Genomic DNA, 23,444 nt, shown 5'->3' on the forward strand with positions numbered 1-23,444 from the left:
TCCTTTTGTTTTAAAGCCGCTGCACGGCCCGAATTATCTGCAAACGACAATAACGCAGTTTTATCGATGCAGTCTACAAACCGTGCAGGCATCCGGATAATGCTGTCTGACTATAGTTTTTATGCAAAAACAGCATAACGGGGCTTAGGCCTCGGGGTTGAGGACAAAGTCGTACGAAACGGTGTAGTACGGCTCGGTCATGGCCGTGCCGTTGGGGGCAACACCCGGTTCGTGCCGGTTCCAGTCCACGACCAGGGTTGAACGCACGCCAAACACCGCGTCCGACTCGAGGTAGTCGCTGGTTTCGTTAAAAATGTGCGTAATCAGGCGTTCATAGCCCGGGGCGGTAATCATGAAGTGCAAATGTGCGGGGCGCCACGGATGGCGGTCGAGTGCGTCGAGCATTTTTCCAACCGGGCCGTCGTGCGGGATAGGATACGGCACCGCCAAAATCGACCGGAATTCGAAACTGCCGTCATCGCGCGTACGCAAGCGGCCACGGGCCTGGTGTTCGTGCACCTCGGGCCGCTGCACATCGTAAAAGCCCTCATCGTCCGACTGCCAAACCGCAAGCTCTGCGCCCGCAACCGGCTTGCCATCAAGGCCTTTGACGGTACCCGTCACAAAACAGGGTGTGCCTTTGGCGCCGTTGGAGATATCGTCACCGTGGTTATACAGTGGTGAGCCCTCGACATAAAACGGGCCAAAAACCGTCGCTTCGGTACACCCCTTGGGCTTGCGGTTGTTTTGTGCCGTGACCAGCGTCGACAACCCCAAGGTGTCAGACAGCAAGATGAATTCCTGGCGCTTGTCGTCGCAAATTTGCCCAACCTGCGTCAAGAACTGCACCGCCTGAAACCACTCAGCCTCGGTCAGTTTGACCTCGCGCGCGAAGTCGTGAAGGTGACTGACCAGACTATCCATAATCTCGCGCAGGCGAGGGTCTGCCTTGGGGCCCGTCATTTGCTTTACGGCCGTCGTAATCGTGAATTCGTCGATATCGCGCATGGTCTCCTGCCTCGATGAAGTAATTTGGTAAGGCTAGCTTACCTTATTATGCGGCACGGCGTCATACTGACCGAGGTTGGTATGACGCCGTGCTTATGCTTAAACCATCTTAAACCGATTCAACCGATTTTTTCACGCCACAAATCAAGCGCCTGCTGGACGGGGCGATCGGAGAAACTGAAAACGACCGCATCGTCGCCATCAATTTCAAAGTGGTAGGGCATCCACGATGGCACAACGAAAACGTCTTTCGGGCCGAAGGTAAGGGTTTGATCGCCCACAACGCAGCGGCCGGTGCCTTCAACGACCGCATACACGGTTGAATCGGTTGAGCGATACGCCTTGCCCTTGAAGCCTGCGGGCATCAGTTGCATAAAGGTACCAATGGTGGGCATGGCCCAATCGCCGGTGACCGGGTTGGTGTATTGCAGCTTGAACGCCCAGCAGTCGTGCATGGGGCTCTGACGCTTCATGGTTTCAAGGGCTTCACGCGTGCGGTCGTAGGGGTACCAGAACAACGGCGAGGTTTTCGAGCGCGGTTTGTACTCAACCGGCTTCATGGTGTTGCCAAACTCAGCCAGATTAATCGTACCGTCAGTACCCGTATGCTGGCTGTCTTCTGCACCACGCTCCATGAACTGCGCATCGAACAGTTCAACAATAGGCACATCAAGACCGTCAAGCCAAACCATAGGCTCAGACGACGGATTCCCGTGATCGTGGAACGACCATGAGGGCGTAATCACAAAGTCGCCCACGTTCATGGTGACTTTCTCGCCGTCAACGGCCGTATAGGCGCCGCTGCCATTCAAAATAAAACGCAGGGCCGACTGCGAGTGGCGGTGGGCCGGTGCGACTTCGCCCGGCAAAATCAGTTGCAAACCGGCATAAAGGCTATGCGTGATGCGAATTTGACCACGCAAACCGGGGTTTTCAAGCACCAGCACACGACGTTCGGCCTCTTTGGCAGTAATCAGTTCGCCGGCCTTTTCCAGCCAGGGGCGGCACACATCCCATTTCCACAAATGCGGCACACAGGGTGTGATCGGCTCGGGCGTCACCACGCTGTGCAGCACTTCCCACAGCGGGGTCATGCTTTCGCGGTCGATTTGCTTGTAATAGTGCTCGCGCTCGCTAGAGACGCGGGAAGTAGCTTCTGCAGTCATTGAAGTCTCCGGTTTCGTTCGTTGCGGCATCGGAAGCGACGACGCGATGAAACCAGTGTGCGGCAACCCCATTGCAGATGCAATATTTCAGCCATAATAAGTACTATTGTCATTTTAAATAATATTGACCAAACTATCGCTTTAGGCACCACTTATTCGAATAACGAATAGATTAATCATGACGCGACTCGACCTGCACGACCTGCTGCTGCTTAAAGAAATTTTTACGGCACGCAGCATTAGCGCGGCCGTCAACCAGGTCGGCCTTAGCCAGCCCGCCATCAGCATACGCCTGGGCCACTTGCGCCGCCACTTTGGCGACCCGCTGTTTGTCCGGACGTCGGGCGGCATGATGCCCACCCCGTTTTTAGAAAGCCTGCTGCCGCATATCGACCAGGCCGTCTTGCTACTGAACACGCAAGGCAACCCCTACCGTTCATTCGATCCGGCCGAATCGACCCGCCGCTTTCGGCTGGGGCTAAGCCATATCGGGCAACTGGTCATGCTGCCCGAGCTTATGGGCACGCTTCGCGGCATTGCCCCCGCAATCAAAATCGATGCGCTGGACCTGGACGAACTTACCGCCAACCTGCTGGAGTCGGGCAAACTGGATTTGGCCATTGGCTATGCCACTGACTTGCAAACCGGGTTTTATCAACAACGGCTTTTTACCGAAAGTTATGTGTGCATCGTGCGCACCGACCACCCGCGCATCGCCGGCTCGCTGACACGGTCACAGTATCTGGAAGAGGCGCATCTGGCGCTCGACGCCCCCGGCACGGGCCACACCCGGCTTGAAAAGACTTTGTTCGAACAAGGGATTGAGCGCAATGTGACCTTACGCGTACCCTCTTACCTGGGCCTTGAGGCCATTATTACCGCCACAGACCTGCTGGCTATCGTACCCGGCCGACTGGGTCGCACGCTGGCGCGTCAAGGCAAAGTACAAGCCCTTAATCTGCCCTTCGAAATTGCACCCTACGAAATCCGCCAATACTGGCACGAACGCTATCACCAAGACGCCGGCAACTCATGGTTAAGACGTCATATTTTTGAACACCTGAGCAACCTGCCCGAAACCTTTCCCCACGTCTAAGACGCGCCAATGCTCGCGTCTGTTATGCACGATTCGTTTAACAGATAAAACGGATTTGCATGGTTTACATATAAAGCAGGGCACTTAGAATGACCGCGAAGCCATGTATAAGCGTCTTCCTATGCCCATACACCATCACATCATCCCATCGTCGCCCCAAATAGCCATTTCCGTTGCCGGCCAGGGGCCACTTGTCATTTTCGTGCATGGCCTGGGGGGCGATCGCAGCACTTGGACCCATCAGCTCGATGCGCTGCAACACAAGTACACCGCCGTCAGCGTCGACCTTCGCGGTTACGGCGACAGCGAAGACCCGCCGCTACCCATTCAGTTCAAGGTAGACTTCTGCGCCGACCTGCTGGCAGTTATTGATCACTTTAATGCCCCGCGCGCGCATCTGGTGGGTTTGTCCATGGGGGGCAGAGTCTGCCGCACCACGGCGCTGCAGGCACCCGACCGGGTGGCTTCTTTAACGCTGGCCAATACCAGCCCCGGGTTCGACCACATGACGCCCACCCAGCTCGACGCCTTCGTCGAAGCGCGATCGGGCACATTAGAACAAAACGGCTTGCCCGCTGACTTCGGGAAACAACAAGCCCTGGCCATGATGGCCCCGGGGGCGCCGCTATCGGCCATCAATGCCATGGCGCAGGCCGTCGACCGGCTGCGTGTGCCCAATTACCTGGGCACACTAAGGGCCTCGACGCTGCAAGATCGCGGCGATCGCCTGGAAGACATCACTTGCCCGGTTCTCCTGATTACCAGCGACCACGACACCGTCTACCCGGCTAACGTGGCCACCGAAATGCGTCAACGCCTGCCCCACGCCCTGCACACCGAAATTATCGGGGCCGGCCACATCAGCAACCTTGAACAACCCGACGCGTTCAACGCAGCGCTGTTGCGCTTCCTGGACGCCCTGCCGCGTGAAGACGATACCCGTCCAGACCCAACCCCCCAGGAGACCGCATGTATTTCAATTGGGAAGAATTCCCGTTAACCACGCCCGAACAGATTATTGCGGCCGGTAAAACCCATAGCCCGGTGGTCGTTATCGGCGCTGGCCCTGTCGGGCTGGCGATTGCGCTGGGGTTGTCGCAACACAACGTACCCTGCATCGTTCTGGAGCGGCGCACGACGATTTCAAAGGGTAGCCGCGCCTTGGCCATGACCCGCCGCAGCCTGCAAATACTCGACCACCTTGGCGTAGGCAAAGCCGTAATGGATATGGCCATGCCCTGGAGCGAAGGCTGGACCTACTACGGCAAGGACATGGTGCACTACATGAATATTGCACCGCCGCCCCACGAAAAACATGGCCAAACCAACTTGCAGCAATGCTGGATGGAACAGCTGCTGCTTGATCAGATCGGCAAAACCCCGTTGGTCGAGGTGCGTTACGGTCACGAAGTCGCCGCCCTGACCCCCGAAGACACCCAGGTGGTGCTAAGCGTAAATACCGCTGCGGGCAACTACACGCTGTCGGCCGACTACCTGGTTGCCGCAGACGGGCCGCGCGGTACCACGCGACGCCAGCTAGGGCTTGATTACGAAGGAACGTCTTACACCCAGCAATTTGTCATCAACGACATTATTTGCCAGTTGCCTATACCGGCCGGCCGGCGACTTTACTTCAACCCGCCTTATCTGCCCGGCAAGGCCGTGCTCATGCACGGCGCCCCCTTCAATATGTGGCGGCTCGATTTCCAGTTGCTTGATGGCCAGGATGCCGACGAAGAAATGCAACCGGAAAAAGTCCATGCCCGGATCAAGGCCCACTTTGCAATGATGGGTCTGGACAACATTGACTACGAACTGATCCTGACATCAATCTACCGCACCAACGCGCTTAGCCTGCCCACCTATAACAAAGAGCGTGTACTGTTTGCCGGCGACGCCGCCCACCAGGTGCCCATTTTCGGGGGGCGCGGTGTCAATCACGGCTATGCCGACGCCCACAACCTGGCGTGGAAACTGGCCCGTGTCGTCAAGGGGGTGTCGGCCCCACAACTGCTAAGCACCTACACCCACGAACGGCGCGGCGCCATTCTGGACACGCTGGCCGAACTGACCAAGACTACGCTGTTCATTACCACCCCGTCGCCTGGCATTTCCCTGATGCGCGACGCTGTGTTGTCGCTGTCGATCACCGAAAAATTCCTCAACAACCTGTTCGACCCCTACGCCTCGCCGCCTTACGAATACACCGACAGCCCACTGAACGCGGCTCCGGCCAAAGACCCGGCGTTTGCATCGCGGTCCGATGTCGGTGCCATTCCACCCGACGGTATCGCCACTCAAAACGGCGATCGGCTTTACGACCTGTTGGGCCCCTGCTTTACGGTACTGGTGTTTTCCGACACAGCCAGCGACCCGGCAATACTGGCGTTTGAAAGCGCCGTGCACGCCACTGATGCCGACGCCCGGGTCAAGGTCCTCCCGACACAATGTCAAATTGCTGACCTGTTCGACGCCAAGCCCGGCACTGTCTACCTGCTGCGCCCAGACCAGCGCGTCGCAGGCCGTTGGCGGCACATTACCCCCGACGCGCTGGCCGGTGCACTAGCCCACGCCGCCTTAAGCACAGCCCAATTTCAAGAGGCCCCATGAATACTCCACACCACGGCACATCGTTCAGTGAACGCGACTTCGAACAACTGGCCACATCAATTGACCAGATCGCCCCGGCGCAGCGCGAAGTGTTTCTGGCCAAGCTGGTCATTTTGCTGGTCGCCAGCCACCCCGAGCCCGACATCCTGTCAAGCGTCATCCCGCGCGCCGTAGCGCACCTCGACGCACCCTTGACCACGGCCCCGCCGCCCGGGTGAAACAAAACCGCGCTAATATCAGGGGCAAGTCAGGTGCGTGCACTGGCATTACGCTACCACCCGACCCAAGGTACGCTACATACCAGCGTTAATACACCTTACCTGGCTATCCTTCATGCCCGACACCCCCATACAGCAAGGCGTATTCCAGCGTTTTCTAACAACACTGCATGTCGACTATCAAGGCCCCATGCGCAAAGCGTTGGGCTGGCTGTTGCTGCTGGTGGTGGTGCAATTTGTTGCGGTGCTCTGGCCCGAAACCCCCGGTTTTAACGGCATCCCCTATTACCTTGAGCTGCACGCGCTCATGGAGGTCATCTCCGTTGTCGTCGCGGCCATGGTTTTTGCCGTCGCATGGAGCACTCGTATAAAGGGCTTCTCGGCCAGCTTTACCGCCTTGGCTGTTATCTTTCTGGCCGTCGCCGTTCTCGATTTCGCCCATACGCTGTCGTATGTGGGCATGCCCGACTACTTTTCACCCAACCAGGGCGACAAACACCTGAACTTCTGGATGGGGGCCCGTTTGCTGGCCGCGGCAGGGTTGCTGATTATCGCCTTGCGGCCCTGGAAAAGGCCGCTGGCGACACGCCAAAAATACACCGTGCTAACCGGCCTGCTCGTCATCGTCATAGGCTGGCAATGGCTGGTTATCAATTACCCCGACCACATGCCCCAATGGTTTGTTGCCGGGGTGGGGCTTACCCCGCTCAAAATCAACACCGAATACCTGATCATCGCGCTTAATGTCTTAGCTGCCGCAATCTTGTGGCAACGCATGCAAGCGCCCCAGCCGTTTCACGTGGTCGCCCTGTTCAGTGCGGTTTGCGTTCTGGCCATGAGCGAGCTCTTTTTTACGCTATACAGCACCATGCATGGGGCTTACAACGTCTTGGGGCACGTTTACAAAGTCATTGCCTATGTACTGATTTACCGCGCCTTTGTTGTCGAGGCCATCGAGCGCCCCTACAAAGATCTTGAAATCGCACAACAGACACTCAAGCAAGAAGAAGTCCGCTTCCGGCGGGCCGTTGAAGCCGCGCCCAATGCCATGCTAATGGTTGACGATACGCAAACCATTGTCCTAAGCAACACCCGCAGCGATGCCATGTTCCGTTTCAAGTCAGGCCAGTTGGTCGGCACAAAACTCGACACGCTCATCCCCGACAGCATGCGGCATAAACATCGCGAACATATCCAGACATACCTGGCTTCACCCGCCGATCGCCCCATGGGGCAAGACCGCTTCTTGTATGCCAAACGACACGACGGCGAACTATTCAGGGTTGAAGTCGGGTTAACGCCCCTGACAATCGATAACCGTACTTTTGTACTGGCGTCAATTGTCGACATTACATCCCGGCTCGAAGCCGAAGCCCGCATCGAAAAGCTGATTTACTACGACACACTCACCGACCTGCCCAACCGCCAACTGCTTAAAGACCGTGTCAACCAGCTGGTTACCGCAGCCCGGCAAAGCCACAATCTTATCGCGCTGCTTTACGTTGACCTTGACCGCTTCAAGAACATCAACGAGACCCTTGGCCACAATGTGGGCGACCAACTGCTGGTTGATGTGGCCCGACGGCTGACCAGAACCGCGGGCGACGAAGCAACCGTAGCCCGCGTTGTCGGCGACGAGTTCGCCATTGTGGCGTCGCTGCCTCACGCCGAAGACGCCGCCCGCCTGGCGCGGTTATTGCTGGCCAATATCTCCAACCCCTACAAGGTAGGTGCACACCACCTGACACTGACCCCATCAATTGGTATTGCCCTTTACCCCGAAGACGGCGCCGATTTCGACACCCTGATGAAAAGCGCCGACATGGCCATGCAACTGGTCAAGCTGGAAGGGCGCAACGATTTTCATTTCTTTGCCAAAGAAATGCAGCAACGCACGTCGCGCATGCTTAACCTTGAAAGCGCCCTGCTTTCGGCCATCGACAACAACGAACTGCAACTGGTGTACCAGCCTCAAGTGCGGATTTCCGACCGTAAGGTGATTGGTGTCGAAGCCTTGCTGCGCTGGCACCACCCCGAATTTGGCCAGGTCTCGCCGGCCGAATTCATGCCCATTGCCGAAAACAGCGGCCAAATTATCACCATTGGCGCCTGGGTGCTAAAGACGGCAGCTGCTCAGCTTAAGCAATGGCTGGCCCAAGGCCACGCTCCCATGATCATGTCGGTCAATTTGTCGGCCATCCAGTTTCGCCACCCTAACCTTACCGGCCTGGTCGACGACATTCTGGCAAAAACAGAGCTGCCCCCCGAATACCTCGAACTGGAGCTAACCGAAAGCGCCGCCATGCTTAACCCCGATCACGCCATACGCATCATGCAAACGCTGCACAAGCGGGGGATACGACTGTCTATCGACGACTTCGGCACCGGGTATTCGTCGCTTAGCTACCTTAAAAAATTCAGTATCTACAAGCTGAAAATAGACCAGTCTTTTGTGCGCGACATTGCCACCGACGGCGACGACCGCGCTATCGTCTCGGCCATCATTCAAATGGCAAACAGCCTGGGTTTCCACACCATTGCAGAAGGCGTAGAAACCCAGGCTCAACTTGATTACCTGCGCACCCAGGGGTGCGACGAGATTCAGGGCTACCTGTACAGCAAGCCGCTACCCGCCGAGGCCCTGAGCCAATGGCTGATTGCTAACCGCACCGAAGCCTGACGGTTAACCGCCCAGCACTTTGACGTTATTTGCGGCCTACACCCAGCTCCGACAGCGTGCGCACCATATCTTCGGCCGATGTCTCGGGCTGGACATCGGTATCAATTTTCAGAATGCGCCCGTCTTTACCAATATAGAACGTGTGGCGACGGGCTACGCCCAGCATACCCAAGACCTCGTAAGACCGGGCTACTTGCTTGCTTTCATCGCTAAGCAAGGGGAAGTCGGCCCCTGTTTCTTTAGCAAAACCTTCATTCTCGATAAGCGGGTCAACGCTGGCCATAAAGTAGGTCACGTCGAACCGGCGAATCTGGTCACCGTTCTCTGCCAAAGACTTGCACTCGATGGTGCACCCATAGGTATAGGCCTTGGGAAACCAAGCCAGCACCACGGCCTGCTTACCCCGGTAGTCAGACAACTGGTAAGTTTTGCCGTCAGACCCAGGCAAACTAAAGTCGGGCGCCATGTCGCCCACTTCAAGGGCCGCGGCGGTATTTGAAAAAAGCGCAAAAACCAGTACAAACAACGACTTCTTGATGCATGAATACATAACAAGCTCCTAGGTAGGCTTGTTGATCATAACGTCAAGAAATCGTCTTGTGGGGACGAGACGGCCGCGCAAACGCCTCGTAAATCAGCCCTCGCAACCAACGGTTCGGCTCATCCCTATGGAAGCGAGCATGCCAATGCTGCTTGATCTCGAACAGCGGTGAACCCACCGGCGACTCCTGGACAACAACATCACCCGCACGGGCCAGTGCAGCCGCACACGACCGGGGCACGGTGGCAATCAGGTCAGTGTCGCGCAACACGTGGGGAATGCTCATGAAGTGCGGGATTACCAGCTTGACCGGGCGTTTCACACCGTGCTCAGCCAGATACCGCTCGAACACCTCTTCGCTGCGCCCCTCTGACTTGACCACCAGATGATCTGCCGCCATAAACGCTGCCGAATCGAAAGGCCGGGTCGTCAGCGGGTGATCCTTTCGCATCACGCACACGAAGTTATCGCGATACAAAAACTGCTGGTAGTAATTGGCCTTTTTAAAGTCGGGGTAGTACCCCACACTTAAATCGACATCGCCCGACAGCAGCGCGGCTTCGTGCGCCAGCGGTGGCAACGAAATGGCCTGCACACTGATGTTTGGCGCAATCGCCCGAAGCTGCCGGGTTAAGTAGGGCAAGAACACTATCTCGCCGATGTCAGACATACTCAACGTAAAGTTGCGTTGCGCCGTGGCCGGGTCGAAGCGGGGCGCCCCCAACAAATCGTTGTCGACCATATCCAGTATTTGGCGCACGGTATCGGCCATTTGCTGCGCCAGCGGCGTAGGCGTCATCCCGCCAGGGCTACGCACAAACAACTCATCTTGCGTTAGCGCGCGCAACTTGTTTAAGGCAAAACTCACACTAGGCTGACTGAGCCCCAGGTTTACCCCAGCCTGAGTTACATGACGTGTTTGCATCAACGCGTCGAACACACGCAGCATCGGCAAATCGATTTGTTTCGGGTCTATCATCTATTTTTTAGATAATGTTAATTACTTAATTTGATTGACTAATAATAGTCGAAAATCCCATACTCCTTTCATAACAACCCGGTCCGTTCTGAAAGGAGACATGCATGTTTATTCGAAATATTTGGTACATCGCCGGATGGGCAAAAGACATTGGCGCCACCCCCGTCGCACGCCGCATTTGTAATGAACCCATCGTGCTGTTTCGCACGCTGCAAGGGCAAGTCGGCGCGCTAATCGACCGATGCTGTCATCGTGGCGTACCACTATCGCTAGGTTCTGTTGTCGAAGCCGGCATCGAGTGCGGCTACCACGGCCTTGTCATGGACTGCTCTGGCACCTGTGTACATATTCCCGGGCAAAAAAATATCCCGGCCAGCACCAAAGTTCGCAGTTACCCGGTGGTCGAGAAAGATGAACTGATCTGGATCTGGATGGGCGACCCCGAGCTGGCCGACCCCAGCCAGATTCTGGATTACCCCGTTCATAACGACTACAAGAACTGGCCGCACAAACACGGCTTCTACCGCATCAAAGGTAATTATCAGTTGCTCGTCGACAACCTGATGGACCTGACCCACCTGGGATACGTGCATAAAACAACCATTGGCGGCGACCCCAACACCCACGTTACCGCCCATATGGAAACCCGTGAAACCCCGCGCGGCGTCAAAGTAGTTCGTCACATGCCCGACTGCCTTCCACCCCCAACCTACCGCAAAGGCGTACCTTTTGCCGGCCACGTCGACCGATGGCAAGAGTTTGAATTTGTACCGCCAGCGACTGTATTGCAATGGAGCGGTGCGGCAGACACGGGCAAAGGTGCTCTGACCGACGAAAACCAACGTGAAGGCGGATTTTCCCTCCGCGTTTTCCACGGCGTCACCCCGGAAACCGAAAGCACCTGCCTGTACTTCTGGTCTACCGCCAACGGCTACCGACAAGACGACCCGCAAGCCACCGAAGACCTGTACAACGATGTTTCAACGGCCTTCCGCGAAGACCAGGTCATGATCGAAGCCCAACAAAGAATGCTGGAAGAAACCGGCGAAGCCGACCTCGTATCCATCATCCACGACCGCGGCCGCATTCAAATGCGACGCATTGTCGAGCGGTTGATTGAGCAAGAAAACCCGAAAGAAAACACCGCCGTATCCGCCGAACGCAAGATGGCGGCGGTGTCGGGTTAAACCTCTGGAAATCGGGGGGAGGCTTCCCCCCTTGGTAACTGCGGGCAGTCCTCAACGCACCGAAGGCATGGTAACTTGCGTTCAGCGCTGTGTTTAAAAGGGGAAGCCAATGATTACCGTTATCTTCGAAGTATGGCCAGCAGAAAACAAGGCCAATCAGTATTTAGACATTGCTGCGTCGCTTCGACAAGACCTGGAAAAAATCGACGGCTTCATCTCCATCGAGCGCTTCGAAAGCCTGACCACAAAAGGCAAGTACCTGTCGCTTTCGTTTTGGAGAGATGAAGAAGCCGTACGCACATGGCGCAATCAAGACAAGCATCGCATGGCCCAAAACATGGGCCGTAATGGCATATTTGCCAACTATCGCCTGCGCGTAGCCTCGGTGCTGCGCGATTATGGTATGCACGAGCGAGCGCAAGTGCCGAAAGATTGATTGTGATGCAATAGTGGGTATTTCGGCGCAACGTAACCATTGATTCCGGCCGAAACACCCACATACACTCACCCATGGCCCAAACAACCGCAAAACCCGCAGCCCTCCAACCCCTTCCAAGCGTAGGTGTGCGCGTAGCCGCCGCGCTATATCTGGTCATCTGGGCAAGGCTCGCAATCTCGCCTGCAGATCGTTCCACTTGGGTCCTTGAAAACGCCCTGGTCGCCGGACTGGTGATCGTACTCTGGTGCTGCCGACGGGCATTTCGGTTTTCAAACGTATCGTTGTATTTGATTTTGACGTTTCTGGCCTTGCACGCATTGGGTGCTCACTACACCTACTCCGAGGTGCCCTACGATGCATGGTGGCAAAGCCTGACGGGTCATAGCCTTAACGAAGCGCTGGGGTGGCAACGCAATCACTTCGATCGCCTGATCCATTTTTGTTATGGCCTGCTGCTCGTATATCCGATTCGCGAATTTTTCCTGCGCGTGGTCGAAGTGCGCGGGTTTTGGGGCTATTTTCTTCCGCTCGATGTAACGCTTAGCACATCGGCCGTGTACGAGCTAATCGAATGGGGGGCCGCCGAAGTATTCGGCGGCGACCTGGGCATGCACTATCTTGGCACCCAAGGGGACATCTGGGATGCCCACAAAGACATGGCCCTTGCCGCGCTGGGGGCGCTCATCGCCATACTCATCATCGCCGGGATAAATCGGCGGCTACGCCATGACCCCGCTTGGGACTGGGCCCAGAGTATGAAAGCGTCTGCGCACAGGCGCAGCCTTGCGTGCAACGATTTACGACCTGGAACAACACCCATCGCCAGACTCGATAACAAATAGTCACATCAGAGGCGACAACAATTACAATAATTAAAACCACCGAGGAGCGACTATGGACCTGAAAGACAAACTCGATGAACTATCGAGCCGTATCAAGCGTCAACTTGAGCATGTCAAAACCGAAGAGGCTGTAAAAACAGCTTTTGTACTCCCGTTTCTTAACTCTCTCGGTTATGACGTATTCAATCCAGCAGAAGTTGTTCCCGAACTGACGGCAGATCACGGCGTCAAAAAAGGCGAAAAGGTCGACTACGCTGTCAAGCTACATGACCAAATCGTCATGCTCATCGAGTGCAAGCAGCCTGGTGCTCCGTTAGAAGCAAAACATGCGGGTCAGCTGTTTAGGTATTTCTCAGTCACAGAGGCAAGATTCGGCGTCCTAACCGACGGTATCCGATATGTTTTCTTCTCCGACCTGGACAAAGAAAACAAAATGGACGAAAGGGCATTCTTTGAATTTGACCTGAATGACTACTCGGATAGTGACGTGGAAGAGCTGAAGAAGTTTGCTAAAGCCTTTTTCGACCTAGAGACTATCATTAGCACAGCCAGCAACTTGAAATACACAAGAGGCTTGGTCAATGAAATTCGCAAAGAGTTAACAGACGCACCCAGCGAGGAGCTGGTAAGGGTTTTATGCTCTCGCGTCTATGACGGTCGCTTCACCGCACAAGTTAAAGACCAGTTCACAGGTCTTGTAAAAAAAGCGTTTGAGACTTTCCTGCTTGAAAGTATTAACGCCAAACTTAAATCCGCTTTCGCGCCTGACCGCGTCAACATGCCGGTTAACCCCGCTGAAGCGGCTGAAAATGAAACCGCCTCATCAAACTCATCGGAAATTGACACTACCCTAGAGGAACTGGAAGCTCACCGAATTATTCAGGCCATTGGCGCTGAAATTACAGACGTTGAACATATCGTGATTCGGGATGCAAAGTCTTACTGCGCAATTTTGTATGACGACAACAACAGAAAACCTATTGCGAGGCTCTATTTCAACAAGAAAAAACTCGCCATTGGTATTTTCATAACCAACGGTTCGGAAAAAGAAGAAAGCCGTTTTGAGCTAGTAAAAGTAACAGACCTGTTCAAGCATAAAGCACTTCTTCTCGAGAGTATTCAGCAGTATCTTGCGACTCCAGCCTGACGGTAGTAGTCGGAGGGGCAATGTACTTGATCAGCGTTAAGTGACATCGCCGTCACCCAGTCTGCGCCCCAACTCCGCCGCATACCAATCCAACGCATTTGGCCAGGCCGGCGCCCAGCCCGACGCGCGAAGCCGCGCGTTTGACAAGCGTTTGCCTTCGGGTGATTTTGGCTGCCGCTGTGGTGCAGGCACCCCTGCCAATTTCGCCACCGCATCATAAAACTCGGCAATCTGGGTCGGGTGATCATCCGTCCCGATATAAACCGGCTCGGGCTCGCGCAGCGTCAAAAGGTGGGCACAGGCTCGCGCGGCATCGTCAATGTGAATCCGGTTCGCCCAGTGCCCGGGGCCCTCCGGCGCAATCACCTTACCCGCACGCAACCCATTAACCAAATACATTCGCCCGGGGCCATATAAACCCGACAAACGCAACGCAACACCCACGCCGCGCGGCAACATCGCATGCAGCGCAGCTTCAGCATCCAATATGGCCTGCGCCCGGAAGTTTGCCGCCTGAACAGGTGAATCTTCATCCACCCATTCATCAGACGGCCCCCAAACGGCCGACGAACCCACCAGAACGCAGCGCTGAACGCGGCCAAGGCAAGACGCCGAAAGGCTGCTCAAAAGCCTTGAAAGACCTTGCGGGTACACACTGGCATAGTCAGCACTTGTGCGGCTGTCGGGTGAGGGGGCATACAAAATATGCGTAACCTCGGGAACCGACCCATCGCGCAAAAAAGACAAACTGGCCGGGTCTTGCAGATCGGCCCGATACCACGTCACAGGATCGTCGAGGCCCGACACCATCTGACGGCGACGCAAACCAATGCACTGCCACTGCTGCGGGTTCAGCATTTTTGCCGTCCGCACACATAAATCACCGCCAACCAGCAATAGCGTATTCATCTATTCGCGCAACGCTAAATTTTTTCTACCCATACGATGGGGATCAACACACAAACAAAAGCTTGCAGCACTAAATAACCAAAGAACGCACCCACACCGCCAAAAAAACCAGCAACGACAGCCGTGACCAATGTAAATATTGCTCCTACCGAGATCCGGGCTAACGTCAACCAACCGGAACCGCCCGATTTGCGTCCTTGATGCTCCGCCGCGCAAACAAGCCATGTCACCACCAGCGAAATCAACACCAAAAAACGCGCTGGATTCACTAACAACCAATCCCATACTTCCTGCATTGCACCTCTCGCTTAACTCGCCATCCGTTGTATGTGTACTTGGGCCAAGGCCAGCAAGTTTCCTAAACAATGTTGGTTTCGGAAAATGGTGGCCATGCCGGCTGTTGATTTTAAATAATTTTTCTAAGCCAATTCACGAAAAACTTGGCCAAGTGTTCATGAATAGTTGGCCAACTTCAACACTTTACTGTTCGCTATCAAAGCGTGCCGTCATACATTGAACGTATCCGTTGCCGCACATTTCAGGTTGGAGACCTCGCCCGTCCTCTCACGCGGATCTACTCATTGAAAAGCCCTCTTAAAAGAACTAATATAGGTACTTCAAATAGCACCCTAAGAAGAGTTTCCACATGGTTCACACTGTTCTTGCTGAAACAACGGCCAGCGTTTCTGAACTCAAGCGCGACCCCATGGGCACCGTGGCGGCGGGTGAAGGGTCGCCTGTAGCTATCCTCAACCGCAACGAGCCTGCGTTCTATTGTGTCCCCGCAAAGGCCTATGAAGCCCTGCTAAACCGACTGGAAGACCTTGAGCTGAACGCTATTGCCGATGCCCGCCAAGGCCAGGCAGAAATCGAGGTCTCTCTGGATGACCTATAGGCTGAAGTTCAAAGACGAGGCCTTGAAAGAGTGGCACAAGCTCGACAGCACGCTACGCGAACAATTCAAGAAAAAGCTCACTGAGCGTGTGCGAGACCCGCGCGTGCCCGCTGCCAAGCTCTCTGGTCACGCTGACCGCTACAAAATCAAGCTGAAATCCAATGGCTATCGGCTAGTTTACGAGGTACGCGATGCAGAAGTCGTTGTCGTCGTTGTCGCCATCGGCAAGCGCGAACGCAATGCGGTCTACGCCGTAGCGGCCAAGCGCTGATGCTCAGGAACGAAGGCATTGGCAAAGCACGCCACGCAGGCCTTGCACTAGCCAAAAAAATGACCGCCTAATCAGCGGTCATATCTCTAAGCCCTACGGATGGCCAGGACCAGATTGGATCTCAAAACAGCACACAAGCTCAGGGATTACTTGCCTGTTCAAGCGAACAGCCTGTATACCTCACAAATATCAACACAATAATCATGTCGAAACTACGACTTGTCTCCTGGAACTGTAACGGCGCCTTTCGGAATAAGCTCAAAAGCATTACTGCTCTTGGGGCCGATATATTGATTATTCAGGAGTGCGAAGACCCCGCACAAACCCGCCACCCCGAATACCGAACCTTTGCGCAGAACTACTTATGGACCGGGCCAACAAAAAACAAAGGGGTAGCGGTGTTTGCACGAGCAGACATTCGCTTGGAAAAAATCCAGATGCCTCTAGAACCGCTTGAGCTATTTTTGCCTGTCGTGGTCAACGAACACTGGCCCCTACTAGCTTGCTGGACACGATACGCAAACTCGCCCACTTTCCAGTACATAGGCCAACTGTGGAAGTTCCTGCAGGAACACAAAGCGTTCCTGGAACACCCAGCTTCCGCGCTTGTTGGTGACTTGAACAGCAACACCCGCTGGGACCAATGGGATAGATGGTGGAATCACTCAGATGTGGTGAGTCAATTAGAAAGCCTAGGACTTAAAAGCGCTTACCATCAATATTTCCAGGAAGCACAAGGGGCGGAAACCCGGCCAACGCTATTCCATACAAGAAAACTAGCCAAGCCTTATCACATAGATTACGGTTTCTTCAATCAAGGCTGGCGCATTGAAAAAGTCACTGTTGGCACCTCATCTGAATGGCTTGAGCTCAGCGACCACATGCCCGTTTGCATCGACGCACATCTAAGCAACGGCCTAGTCTAACCATCAACCCAGCGCCGTCGGGGCCTGGGTGGGCCCAAGGGCTTGAGCACGCCGGTAAACGCACACTGGACGGGGGTGCAAGTGCGCGACTGTTTGAGCCGGCGTTTTCGACCCACCGGGTCGAGCCGGCGAGTTTCGCGCACGCCCCGGCCAGTGTGCGTTTGCCGGGTAGCCCGAAGGGCCGTGCGATGTCCCGCCAGGCCTGCCCAGGCCACGACGGCGCAGCGCAAACCATTACACCCGCGCATATCCAACACCAACTTAACAACGCACCTCAGCAGCCCAAAAGAAAACGGCCCCAAAAGGAGCCGCTTCCAACTTCAAGCCAAAATAGCAAAACACAAAATTTACTCAGGACCTAAACAAGCCCAACAAAAAATCACGTATCAATATTCCCCGCCTGCAGCGCGTGCGTTTCAATAAACTCGCGACGCGGCTCAACGTTATCGCCCATCAACGTCGTAAACACCTCGTCGGCAACAATCGCATCCTCGATCTGCACACGCCACAAGCGACGCACCTTCGGATCCATCGTCGTCTCCCACAACTGCTGTGGGTTCATCTCGCCCAGACCCTTATAACGCTGCTTGCTTACCGAACGCTCGGCCTCGCTACGCAACCACAGCACCGCCTCGCGGAAGTCAGACACATACTTCTCTTTGCGCTTCTCGCCCTCGCCGCGCGCCACCATCGCACCGCGGCCCATCAGGCCAACAAACGTTTTGGCGGCTTTCGACAGCACCGCATAATCGGCGCCACGTACAAACGTACGGTCGAACACCGACACCCGCACATTGCCATGGTGCATACGACGCAACACCAAACGCCATGGCGCACCTTCCTCAACCTGCTCGGCCACCACCGTCACATTGCCAGGCAACGCCGGGTTCTCAATTGCTGCCTGCAACCGTTCGGCAGACGACCTGGCCGCCGCCTCGTCTTCAAGGTGCAGCTCAATGCCCTCGGCCATAGCTGACAGTGCCTCAACATCCATCGTGCGGCACAAACGATTAATCACCGCATCGGCCAAAATGTATTGACGCACCAGCTCGGCCAACGTCTCACCCACCAAGGGCGCCGCGCCCTCTGAAGGCACGACCGACGCATCTTTCAACGCCACTTCCATCATGTATTGCGCTTCTTCGTGGTCGTCTTTCAGGTAGCGCTCGTCGCGGCCCTGCTTGACTTTGTACAACGGCGGCTGCGCAATATACACATAGCCATGCTCGATCAGTGCCGGCATCTGGCGATACAGCAACGTCAGCAACAGCGTACGAATGTGCGCGCCGTCAACGTCCGCGTCGGTCATGATGATGATGCGGTGATAACGCAACTTTTCGATGTTGAAGTCGGGCCCGATACTGGTACCCAACGCCGTAATCAACGTCGTAATTGAATCGCTGGCAATCAGACGGTCGAAGCGTGCCTTTTCAACGTTCAGCACCTTGCCGCGCAACGGCAAAATGGCCTGGAATTTACGGTCGCGACCCTGCTTGGCCGAACCGCCCGCCGAGTCACCCTCGACGATGTAAATTTCGCTAAGCGCCGGGTCTTTTTCCTGGCAATCGGCCAGCTTGCCAGGCAAGCCGGCGCCCTCAAGTACGCTCTTGCGGCGCGTCATTTCGCGGGCTTTACGCGCGGCGTCACGCGCCCGGGCAGCATCAATAATTTTGTTGCACAGCGCCTTGGCGTCGTTCGGGTTCTCAAGCAGCCAGGTTTCCAGCGTGCGGGCTACCGCCTCTTCGACGGCAGGGCGCACTTCGCTGGACACCAGCTTGTCTTTGGTCTGGCTGCTGAATTTAGGGTCGGGCACTTTCACCGACAACACGCAAGCCAGGCCTTCGCGCATATCGTCGCCAGTGGTATCGACCTTAGCCTTTTTGGCCAGCTCGTTATCGGCAATGTACTTATTCAGCACCCGCGTCATGGCCGCGCGCAAACCGGTTAAGTGGGTACCGCCATCGCGCTGCGGGATGTTGTTCGTAAAGCACAGCACCGTCTCGGTGTAGCTGTCGTTCCATTGCATGGCCACGTCAACGCCAATCGACACATCGGCCACTTGCGACTCGGTACTGACCGAAAACACATTGGCATGCAACACCGTTTTGGTGCGGTTGATGTATTCAACAAACCCTTTGACGCCACCCGAAAACGCAAAGTTTTCTTCTTTACCCTGACGCTCGTCGATTAAACGAACCTTCACACCATTGTTCAGGAACGAGAGCTCACGCAAACGCTTGGCCAAGATATCGTAGTGGTACTCGATGTTCTCGAAAATGGTTTCGTCGGCCAGAAACTGAACACGTGTACCGGTTTGGCTGGCAGTGCCCGTAATGTGCAAGGGCTCAACGCGTTCGCCGCGACGAAACTCCATTTCGTGCGTTTCACCGTTGCGCCAAATTGTCAGGCGCAGCCACTCGGACAGCGCGTTCACACACGACACGCCCACACCGTGCAAACCACCCGACACCTTGTACGAGTTGTGGTCAAACTTGCCGCCCGCATGCAGCTCGGTCATAACGATCTCGGCCGCGCTTCGGCCGAATTCGTCATCTTTATGAATGTCGGTTGGAATACCACGACCGTTGTCGCACACCGAAATACTGTTGTCGGCGTGAATCGTTACGATGATGTCATCGCAATACCCGGCCAGGGCTTCGTCGATGGCGTTATCGACAACCTCGAAGACCATATGGTGCAAACCGGTGCCGTCGGATGTGTCGCCAATGTACATGCCTGGGCGCTTGCGCACGGCCTCGAGGCCCTTGAGCATCTTGATGGATTCGGCACCGTAACCATTTTCAGGGGTTTGGCTGGCTTGATCTGACATAACGAGTTTTAAACCTTATATAAATCGGGCAATCGCCGCGACGGGCACAGCCTGTGCACGGGCGTCGCGACAACGGGCGGGCAACGGCCGGCGCTTAAATGCGCATGGGCATGACGACATACTTGAACTGGTCGTCGTCGGGCAAGGTAATCAGGGCCGAAGAGTTTGGATCGGGCTGAACCGACCAGCGCACTTCTTCGGTTTTTACATTCGACAAAACGTCAAGCAAGTAGCTGACGTTAAAGCCGACATCGAGCGCCTCGTGCCCGTAATCGATATCGATTTCTTCCTGGGCCTCTTCCTGCTCGGCATTGGTTGAAGACACTTTAAGCACGTTTGCGCCCAACTGAACGCGCACACCTTTAAGCTTGTCGGTGGTCAGAATGGCGGCGCGCTGCAAACTGCCTTGAAGCGCTTCGCGGCGAATCTGGAAATGACGCGTATACGTTGTGGGAATGACGCGGGTAAAGTCGGGGAACTTGCCTTCGACCAGCTTGGAAATCAGCTCTACATCACCAAAGCGGAACCGGATTTGGCCCGATGCGACGTCGACCTGCACCAGGTCATCGACATCGCCCAACAAACGCTGCATTTCAAGCACGGTTTTACGCGGCACGATCACATCGTGCTTTTGCTCGATGCCTTCGACCGCAGCGGCGCAATGCGCCAGGCGGTGGCCATCGGTGGCCACGGTACGGACCAGGCCCGGCTCGAATACAAACAACAAGCCGTTAAGGTAATAACGGATGTCTTGTTGCGCCATGGCAAAGTGCACCATGTTGAACAAATGCTTGAGTGTTTTTTGTGGCAACGAAAAAGATACGTCCCAGGCTTCGGGTTGCGATACGGTGGGGTAATCGCCCGCAGGCAAGGTTTGCAATGCAAAACGGCTTTTACCCGACTGAATGGACAGCTTGCCGGCGCTGAGCGCCAGCTTGACGTCGTTGGCATCGGGCAAGGCACGCAAAATATCCATTAATTTGCGTGCCGCAACTGTCGTCGACTCGGTCTCGTCACCCACGCCAAAGTCGGCATGGGTCGTAATCTGTACTTCCAGGTCGGTGGCCAGAAACGAAACCTGATTCCCGTTTTTGCGCAACAGCACGTTGGCAAGAATAGGCATGGTGTTGCGCCGTTCAACAATGCCGGCTACCGTCGAAAGCGGCTTCAACAACGCATCGCGAGTCGTTTGTACGAGTTGCATGGTTATCCTTTTAAGGTTTGTTCTAATACGTGTAAGGCGTGGTTCAGCTCGGAATTTTTTGACCGTGCATCGGAAATTTTACGTACGGCGTGCAGCACCGTGGTGTGATCCCGGCCCCCGAAAAGATCACCGATTTCGGGCAAGCTTTTTTGGGTCAGTTCTTTGGCCAAATACATGGCCACCTGGCGCGGCATGGCAATATTAGCCGGTCGACGTTTTGAATACATGTCAGCCACTTTAATCTTATAAAAGTCGGCCACAGTCTTCTGAATATTCTCGACGGTAATTTGCCCATTCGACACCGACAGCAAATCTTTAAGGGCTTCTTTACATACCTCTACGGTAAGTACTTCGCGACCATGAAAACGCGCATACGCCAGCACCTTGCGCAACGCGCCTTCAAGCTCGCGCACGTTGCTGCGCAAATGCTTGGCAATAAAGAACGCGACCTCTTCGGGCATGGTGACGTTCTCGGTCTCGGCCTTGCGCAACAAAATGGCCACGCGCATTTCAAGCTCGGGGGGCTCGATGGCCACCGTTAAGCCAGAATCGAAACGCGAAATAAGACGGCTGTCGATATTGGCCAGTTCTTTGGGGTAGGTGTCTGACGTAATAATGATTTGCTTGCGCTTGGCCACCATGGCTTCAAACGCATAGAAAAACTCTTCTTGTGTGCGGTTTTTCCCGGCAAAGAATTGAATATCGTCAATCAACAGCAAATCGAGCGAATGGTAATAACGCTTGAAGTCGTCGAATGCTTTGCGCTGATAGGCCTTGACCACGTCAGACACATACTGGTCGGCATGCACATAACGTACCCGGGCCGAGGCGTTGTCTTTAAGCAGGGCGTTGCCAATGGCATGAATAAGGTGGGTTTTACCCAACCCGACGCCACCATACAAAAACAGCGGGTTGTACGACACCCCGGGGTTTTGGGCGACCTGAATAGCCGCGGCGCGGGCCAGCTGGTTGGCCTTACCCGTCACGAAGTTATCGAAGGTCAGGTCAGTATTTAGACTGGAGCGATCGTAGGCGATATCGGCGGCGGCATTAGATGCGGCGACCGCCGGCGACAAGGATGGCGAATGAACGGCGCGCCCCTGCGAGGTTGGCGCGGCCGGTACGGGCACCGAGCCTGCAGCAGGCGCTGCCGGCGGTGTGACGCCCCCGGCCCCCATGCCGGCCGGGGCCGCCGCAGGCGTGCGCGCGGCGCCGTTGGCCGACGTGGCTAATTCGAACGACACTTGTACAGGCTTGTCGAACCATTCAGTAGCGAGCGATTCGATTTGATGCGAAAAGTTTTTGCGTACCCAATCAAGCTTAAAGCGATTGGGCGCTGCCACGCGCAACACAGCACTGGCCTCGTCGTACGCGACCGGTACAAGCGGGCGTATCCAGGCACTGATCTGTTGCGGGGGTAGGTCTTGCTCTAGGCGTTGAATGCAGGATTGCCAAAAATCTTTCATGTGCACCACTTCAGTAAACCTCGATTCTACCCTGTTGGTGGACAAGTTATCCACAAGGGTGGTCGTAACAGACCATGCGTAATTACGCTAAGCACTTGACTATTCATACATAATTTGGTGAAATAGCAGGCTTTCCCAGAATTTTTTAACAAAGTCTTAACCAAGGCACAACCAAAGGCATAGCGCCATGAAACGCACTTTCCAACCTTCAGTTACCCGTCGCAAGCGTACTCACGGCTTTCTCGTTCGCATGAAAACCCGTGGTGGTCGCGCCGTACTTAATGCTCGCCGCGCCAAGGGTCGCAAGCGTCTGGCTGTCTAAGGCAACGCCCCCGGCCACAAACGGCCCCGGCCAGCCCCCGATGCGTGCCACGTTCACACCGGCGGCGCGCCTGCACCGCCCCTCCGAATTCGCGCTTGCCTTACAAGGCAAACGTGTTGCCCGAGGGGCTATGCTTGTTTTAAATACGCCCCGCGAAGCAACCACCAACGAACATGGTGCGCGACTGGGGCTTATTATTGCAAAACGCCATGCAGCACAGGCGGTTACGCGCAACGCCATCAAACGCGTCATTCGCGAAGCCTTCCGGCTTAAACGTCAACATCTTCCGCCCAAAGATTTTGTCTTCCGGTTACACAGCAAAGTAGCACCCGCTTCGTTAACCGAACTTAAAAAACAGGTTCGGGCCGAAGTCGATACCCTGCTGGAGCGGGCCGCCCGATGCTAAAAGCCATTGTCATCGCGCCCATCCGTTTTTACCGGTACTTTTTAAGCCCCTGGGTAGGCAACAGTTGCCGGTTTACACCCACATGCTCGGTTTACACCATTCAGGCCATTGAAACCCATGGGGTGCTCAAAGGCCTGTGGCTGGGTGCAAGGCGCATTGGGCGCTGCAACCCATGGTGCCAGGGCGGACACGATCCCGTTCCCGGGCATGGGCATGGGCATGGCCACTCAAACCATTAATCTAAAAGATCATTCAGGCAGGCTACGTTAAACTAGCAAGCTTTTGTGCTTTAACCTACAAAC

Annotated in this window: 24 protein-coding genes; 15 read left to right on the top strand and 9 right to left on the bottom strand. The window is 55.4% G+C overall.

Annotated elements, in window-relative coordinates; genetic code table 11:
* Positions 1–144 precede the first annotated feature (144 nt).
* Together GTU67_RS04015 and gtdA are read right to left on the bottom strand one after the other, a co-directional pair.
* Entirely contained in the window at positions 145–1,008 is an 864-nt protein-coding gene (locus GTU67_RS04015) for an intradiol ring-cleavage dioxygenase (protein ID WP_185778874.1), read from the bottom strand.
* Positions 1,009–1,127: 119 nt separating this feature from the next.
* The gene (gtdA, locus tag GTU67_RS04020) at positions 1,128–2,174 is read right to left on the bottom strand and encodes a gentisate 1,2-dioxygenase (protein ID WP_185778875.1); all 1,047 of its coding nucleotides are present in this window, start codon (positions 2,172–2,174) and stop codon (positions 1,128–1,130) included.
* A gap of 178 nt (positions 2,175–2,352) precedes the next feature.
* Between gtdA and GTU67_RS04025 the strand changes: the two genes are divergently transcribed.
* From GTU67_RS04025 to GTU67_RS04045, 5 genes are all read left to right on the top strand, one after another.
* Positions 2,353–3,270 carry a LysR family transcriptional regulator gene (locus GTU67_RS04025; RefSeq protein WP_185778876.1) on the top strand — a complete coding sequence of 306 codons (918 nt, stop codon included), beginning with the start codon at positions 2,353–2,355 and terminating at the stop codon, positions 3,268–3,270.
* A 121-nt stretch (positions 3,271–3,391) separates the two neighbouring features.
* Positions 3,392–4,270: an alpha/beta fold hydrolase gene (locus GTU67_RS04030; RefSeq protein WP_185778877.1), complete on the top strand. Its 879-nt coding sequence runs from the start codon at positions 3,392–3,394 to the stop codon at positions 4,268–4,270.
* Entirely contained in the window at positions 4,240–5,880 is a 1,641-nt protein-coding gene (locus GTU67_RS04035) for an FAD-dependent monooxygenase (RefSeq protein WP_185778878.1), read from the top strand. The genes GTU67_RS04030 and GTU67_RS04035 overlap by 31 nt, the downstream gene beginning before the upstream one ends.
* Positions 5,877–6,098 (top strand): hypothetical protein, encoded by a 222-nt coding sequence (locus GTU67_RS04040; protein WP_185778879.1) that lies wholly within the window; start codon positions 5,877–5,879, stop codon positions 6,096–6,098. Before GTU67_RS04035 ends, GTU67_RS04040 begins: the two co-directional genes overlap by 4 nt.
* 115 nt (positions 6,099–6,213) lie before the next feature.
* On the top strand, positions 6,214–8,778 hold the full coding sequence (locus tag GTU67_RS04045) for a bifunctional diguanylate cyclase/phosphodiesterase (protein WP_185778880.1): 2,565 nt from the start codon (positions 6,214–6,216) through the stop codon (positions 8,776–8,778).
* Positions 8,779–8,803: 25 nt separating this feature from the next.
* Here GTU67_RS04045 and GTU67_RS04050 read toward each other — a convergent pair whose 3' ends face one another.
* Positions 8,804–9,328, bottom strand: coding sequence for a peroxiredoxin (locus GTU67_RS04050; RefSeq protein ID WP_185778881.1), 525 nt, complete (start codon positions 9,326–9,328; stop codon positions 8,804–8,806).
* Positions 9,329–9,362: 34 nt separating this feature from the next.
* Positions 9,363–10,298, bottom strand: a complete 936-nt coding sequence (locus tag GTU67_RS04055; RefSeq protein WP_185778882.1) for a LysR family transcriptional regulator — start codon at positions 10,296–10,298, stop codon at positions 9,363–9,365.
* A 104-nt stretch (positions 10,299–10,402) separates the two neighbouring features.
* On the opposite strand from GTU67_RS04055, the gene GTU67_RS04060 reads away from it, so the two are divergent.
* The 4 genes from GTU67_RS04060 (at position 10,403) to GTU67_RS04075 (ending at position 13,913) form a co-directional block, all read left to right on the top strand.
* Positions 10,403–11,485 (top strand): aromatic ring-hydroxylating dioxygenase subunit alpha, encoded by a 1,083-nt coding sequence (locus tag GTU67_RS04060; RefSeq protein WP_185778883.1) that lies wholly within the window; start codon positions 10,403–10,405, stop codon positions 11,483–11,485.
* A 109-nt stretch (positions 11,486–11,594) separates the two neighbouring features.
* Entirely contained in the window at positions 11,595–11,921 is a 327-nt protein-coding gene (locus tag GTU67_RS04065; RefSeq protein WP_185778884.1) for an antibiotic biosynthesis monooxygenase family protein, read from the top strand.
* A 74-nt stretch (positions 11,922–11,995) separates the two neighbouring features.
* Complete coding sequence (locus GTU67_RS04070; RefSeq protein ID WP_185778885.1) at positions 11,996–12,766, top strand: DUF2238 domain-containing protein; 771 nt, start codon at positions 11,996–11,998, stop codon at positions 12,764–12,766.
* A 52-nt stretch (positions 12,767–12,818) separates the two neighbouring features.
* Entirely contained in the window at positions 12,819–13,913 is a 1,095-nt protein-coding gene (locus GTU67_RS04075) for a type I restriction enzyme HsdR N-terminal domain-containing protein (RefSeq protein WP_185778886.1), read from the top strand.
* A 36-nt stretch (positions 13,914–13,949) separates the two neighbouring features.
* Here the strand turns inward: GTU67_RS04075 and GTU67_RS04080 are convergent, their stop codons facing one another.
* Positions 13,950–14,822: an NAD-dependent epimerase/dehydratase family protein gene (locus tag GTU67_RS04080; protein WP_185778887.1), complete on the bottom strand. Its 873-nt coding sequence runs from the start codon at positions 14,820–14,822 to the stop codon at positions 13,950–13,952.
* A gap of 14 nt (positions 14,823–14,836) precedes the next feature.
* Complete coding sequence (locus GTU67_RS04085) at positions 14,837–15,118, bottom strand: hypothetical protein (RefSeq protein WP_185778888.1); 282 nt, start codon at positions 15,116–15,118, stop codon at positions 14,837–14,839.
* Positions 15,119–15,468: 350 nt separating this feature from the next.
* Here GTU67_RS04085 and GTU67_RS04090 point away from each other — a divergent pair, with 350 nt between their 5' ends.
* The 3 genes from GTU67_RS04090 (at position 15,469) to GTU67_RS04100 (ending at position 16,914) form a co-directional block, all read left to right on the top strand.
* On the top strand, positions 15,469–15,717 hold the full coding sequence (locus GTU67_RS04090) for a type II toxin-antitoxin system Phd/YefM family antitoxin (RefSeq protein WP_185778889.1): 249 nt from the start codon (positions 15,469–15,471) through the stop codon (positions 15,715–15,717).
* Complete coding sequence (locus tag GTU67_RS04095) at positions 15,707–15,988, top strand: type II toxin-antitoxin system RelE family toxin (RefSeq protein WP_185778890.1); 282 nt, start codon at positions 15,707–15,709, stop codon at positions 15,986–15,988. Before GTU67_RS04090 ends, GTU67_RS04095 begins: the two co-directional genes overlap by 11 nt.
* Before the next feature lie 203 nt (positions 15,989–16,191).
* Complete coding sequence (locus GTU67_RS04100; RefSeq protein ID WP_185778891.1) at positions 16,192–16,914, top strand: endonuclease/exonuclease/phosphatase family protein; 723 nt, start codon at positions 16,192–16,194, stop codon at positions 16,912–16,914.
* A gap of 379 nt (positions 16,915–17,293) precedes the next feature.
* On the opposite strand, the gene gyrB is transcribed toward GTU67_RS04100, so the two are convergent.
* The 3 genes from gyrB to dnaA all read right to left on the bottom strand — a co-directional run bounded on the left by gyrB (position 17,294) and on the right by dnaA (position 22,414).
* Positions 17,294–19,744 (bottom strand): DNA topoisomerase (ATP-hydrolyzing) subunit B, encoded by a 2,451-nt coding sequence (gene gyrB, locus GTU67_RS04105; protein WP_185778892.1) that lies wholly within the window; start codon positions 19,742–19,744, stop codon positions 17,294–17,296.
* A gap of 94 nt (positions 19,745–19,838) precedes the next feature.
* A complete protein-coding gene (gene dnaN / locus GTU67_RS04110) occupies positions 19,839–20,948 on the bottom strand; it encodes a DNA polymerase III subunit beta (RefSeq protein WP_185778893.1) in 1,110 nt (369 codons plus the stop codon).
* Positions 20,949–20,950: 2 nt separating this feature from the next.
* Positions 20,951–22,414 carry a chromosomal replication initiator protein DnaA gene (gene dnaA, locus GTU67_RS04115; RefSeq protein ID WP_185778894.1) on the bottom strand — a complete coding sequence of 488 codons (1,464 nt, stop codon included), beginning with the start codon at positions 22,412–22,414 and terminating at the stop codon, positions 20,951–20,953.
* A 187-nt stretch (positions 22,415–22,601) separates the two neighbouring features.
* Here dnaA and rpmH point away from each other — a divergent pair, with 187 nt between their 5' ends.
* From rpmH to yidD, 3 genes are read left to right on the top strand one after another with little or no spacing between them, the layout of a single operon-like run.
* Entirely contained in the window at positions 22,602–22,736 is a 135-nt protein-coding gene (gene rpmH, locus GTU67_RS04120; RefSeq protein ID WP_093971516.1) for a 50S ribosomal protein L34, read from the top strand.
* A gap of 40 nt (positions 22,737–22,776) precedes the next feature.
* The gene (rnpA, locus tag GTU67_RS04125) at positions 22,777–23,142 is read left to right on the top strand and encodes a ribonuclease P protein component (protein WP_185778895.1); all 366 of its coding nucleotides are present in this window, start codon (positions 22,777–22,779) and stop codon (positions 23,140–23,142) included.
* On the top strand, positions 23,136–23,381 hold the full coding sequence (gene yidD / locus GTU67_RS04130; protein WP_185778896.1) for a membrane protein insertion efficiency factor YidD: 246 nt from the start codon (positions 23,136–23,138) through the stop codon (positions 23,379–23,381). Before rnpA ends, yidD begins: the two co-directional genes overlap by 7 nt.
* Positions 23,382–23,444 lie beyond the last annotated feature (63 nt).

This window comes from Pusillimonas minor (assembly GCF_014237865.1).
Classification (GTDB): domain Bacteria; phylum Pseudomonadota; class Gammaproteobacteria; order Burkholderiales; family Burkholderiaceae_B; genus Neopusillimonas; species Neopusillimonas minor.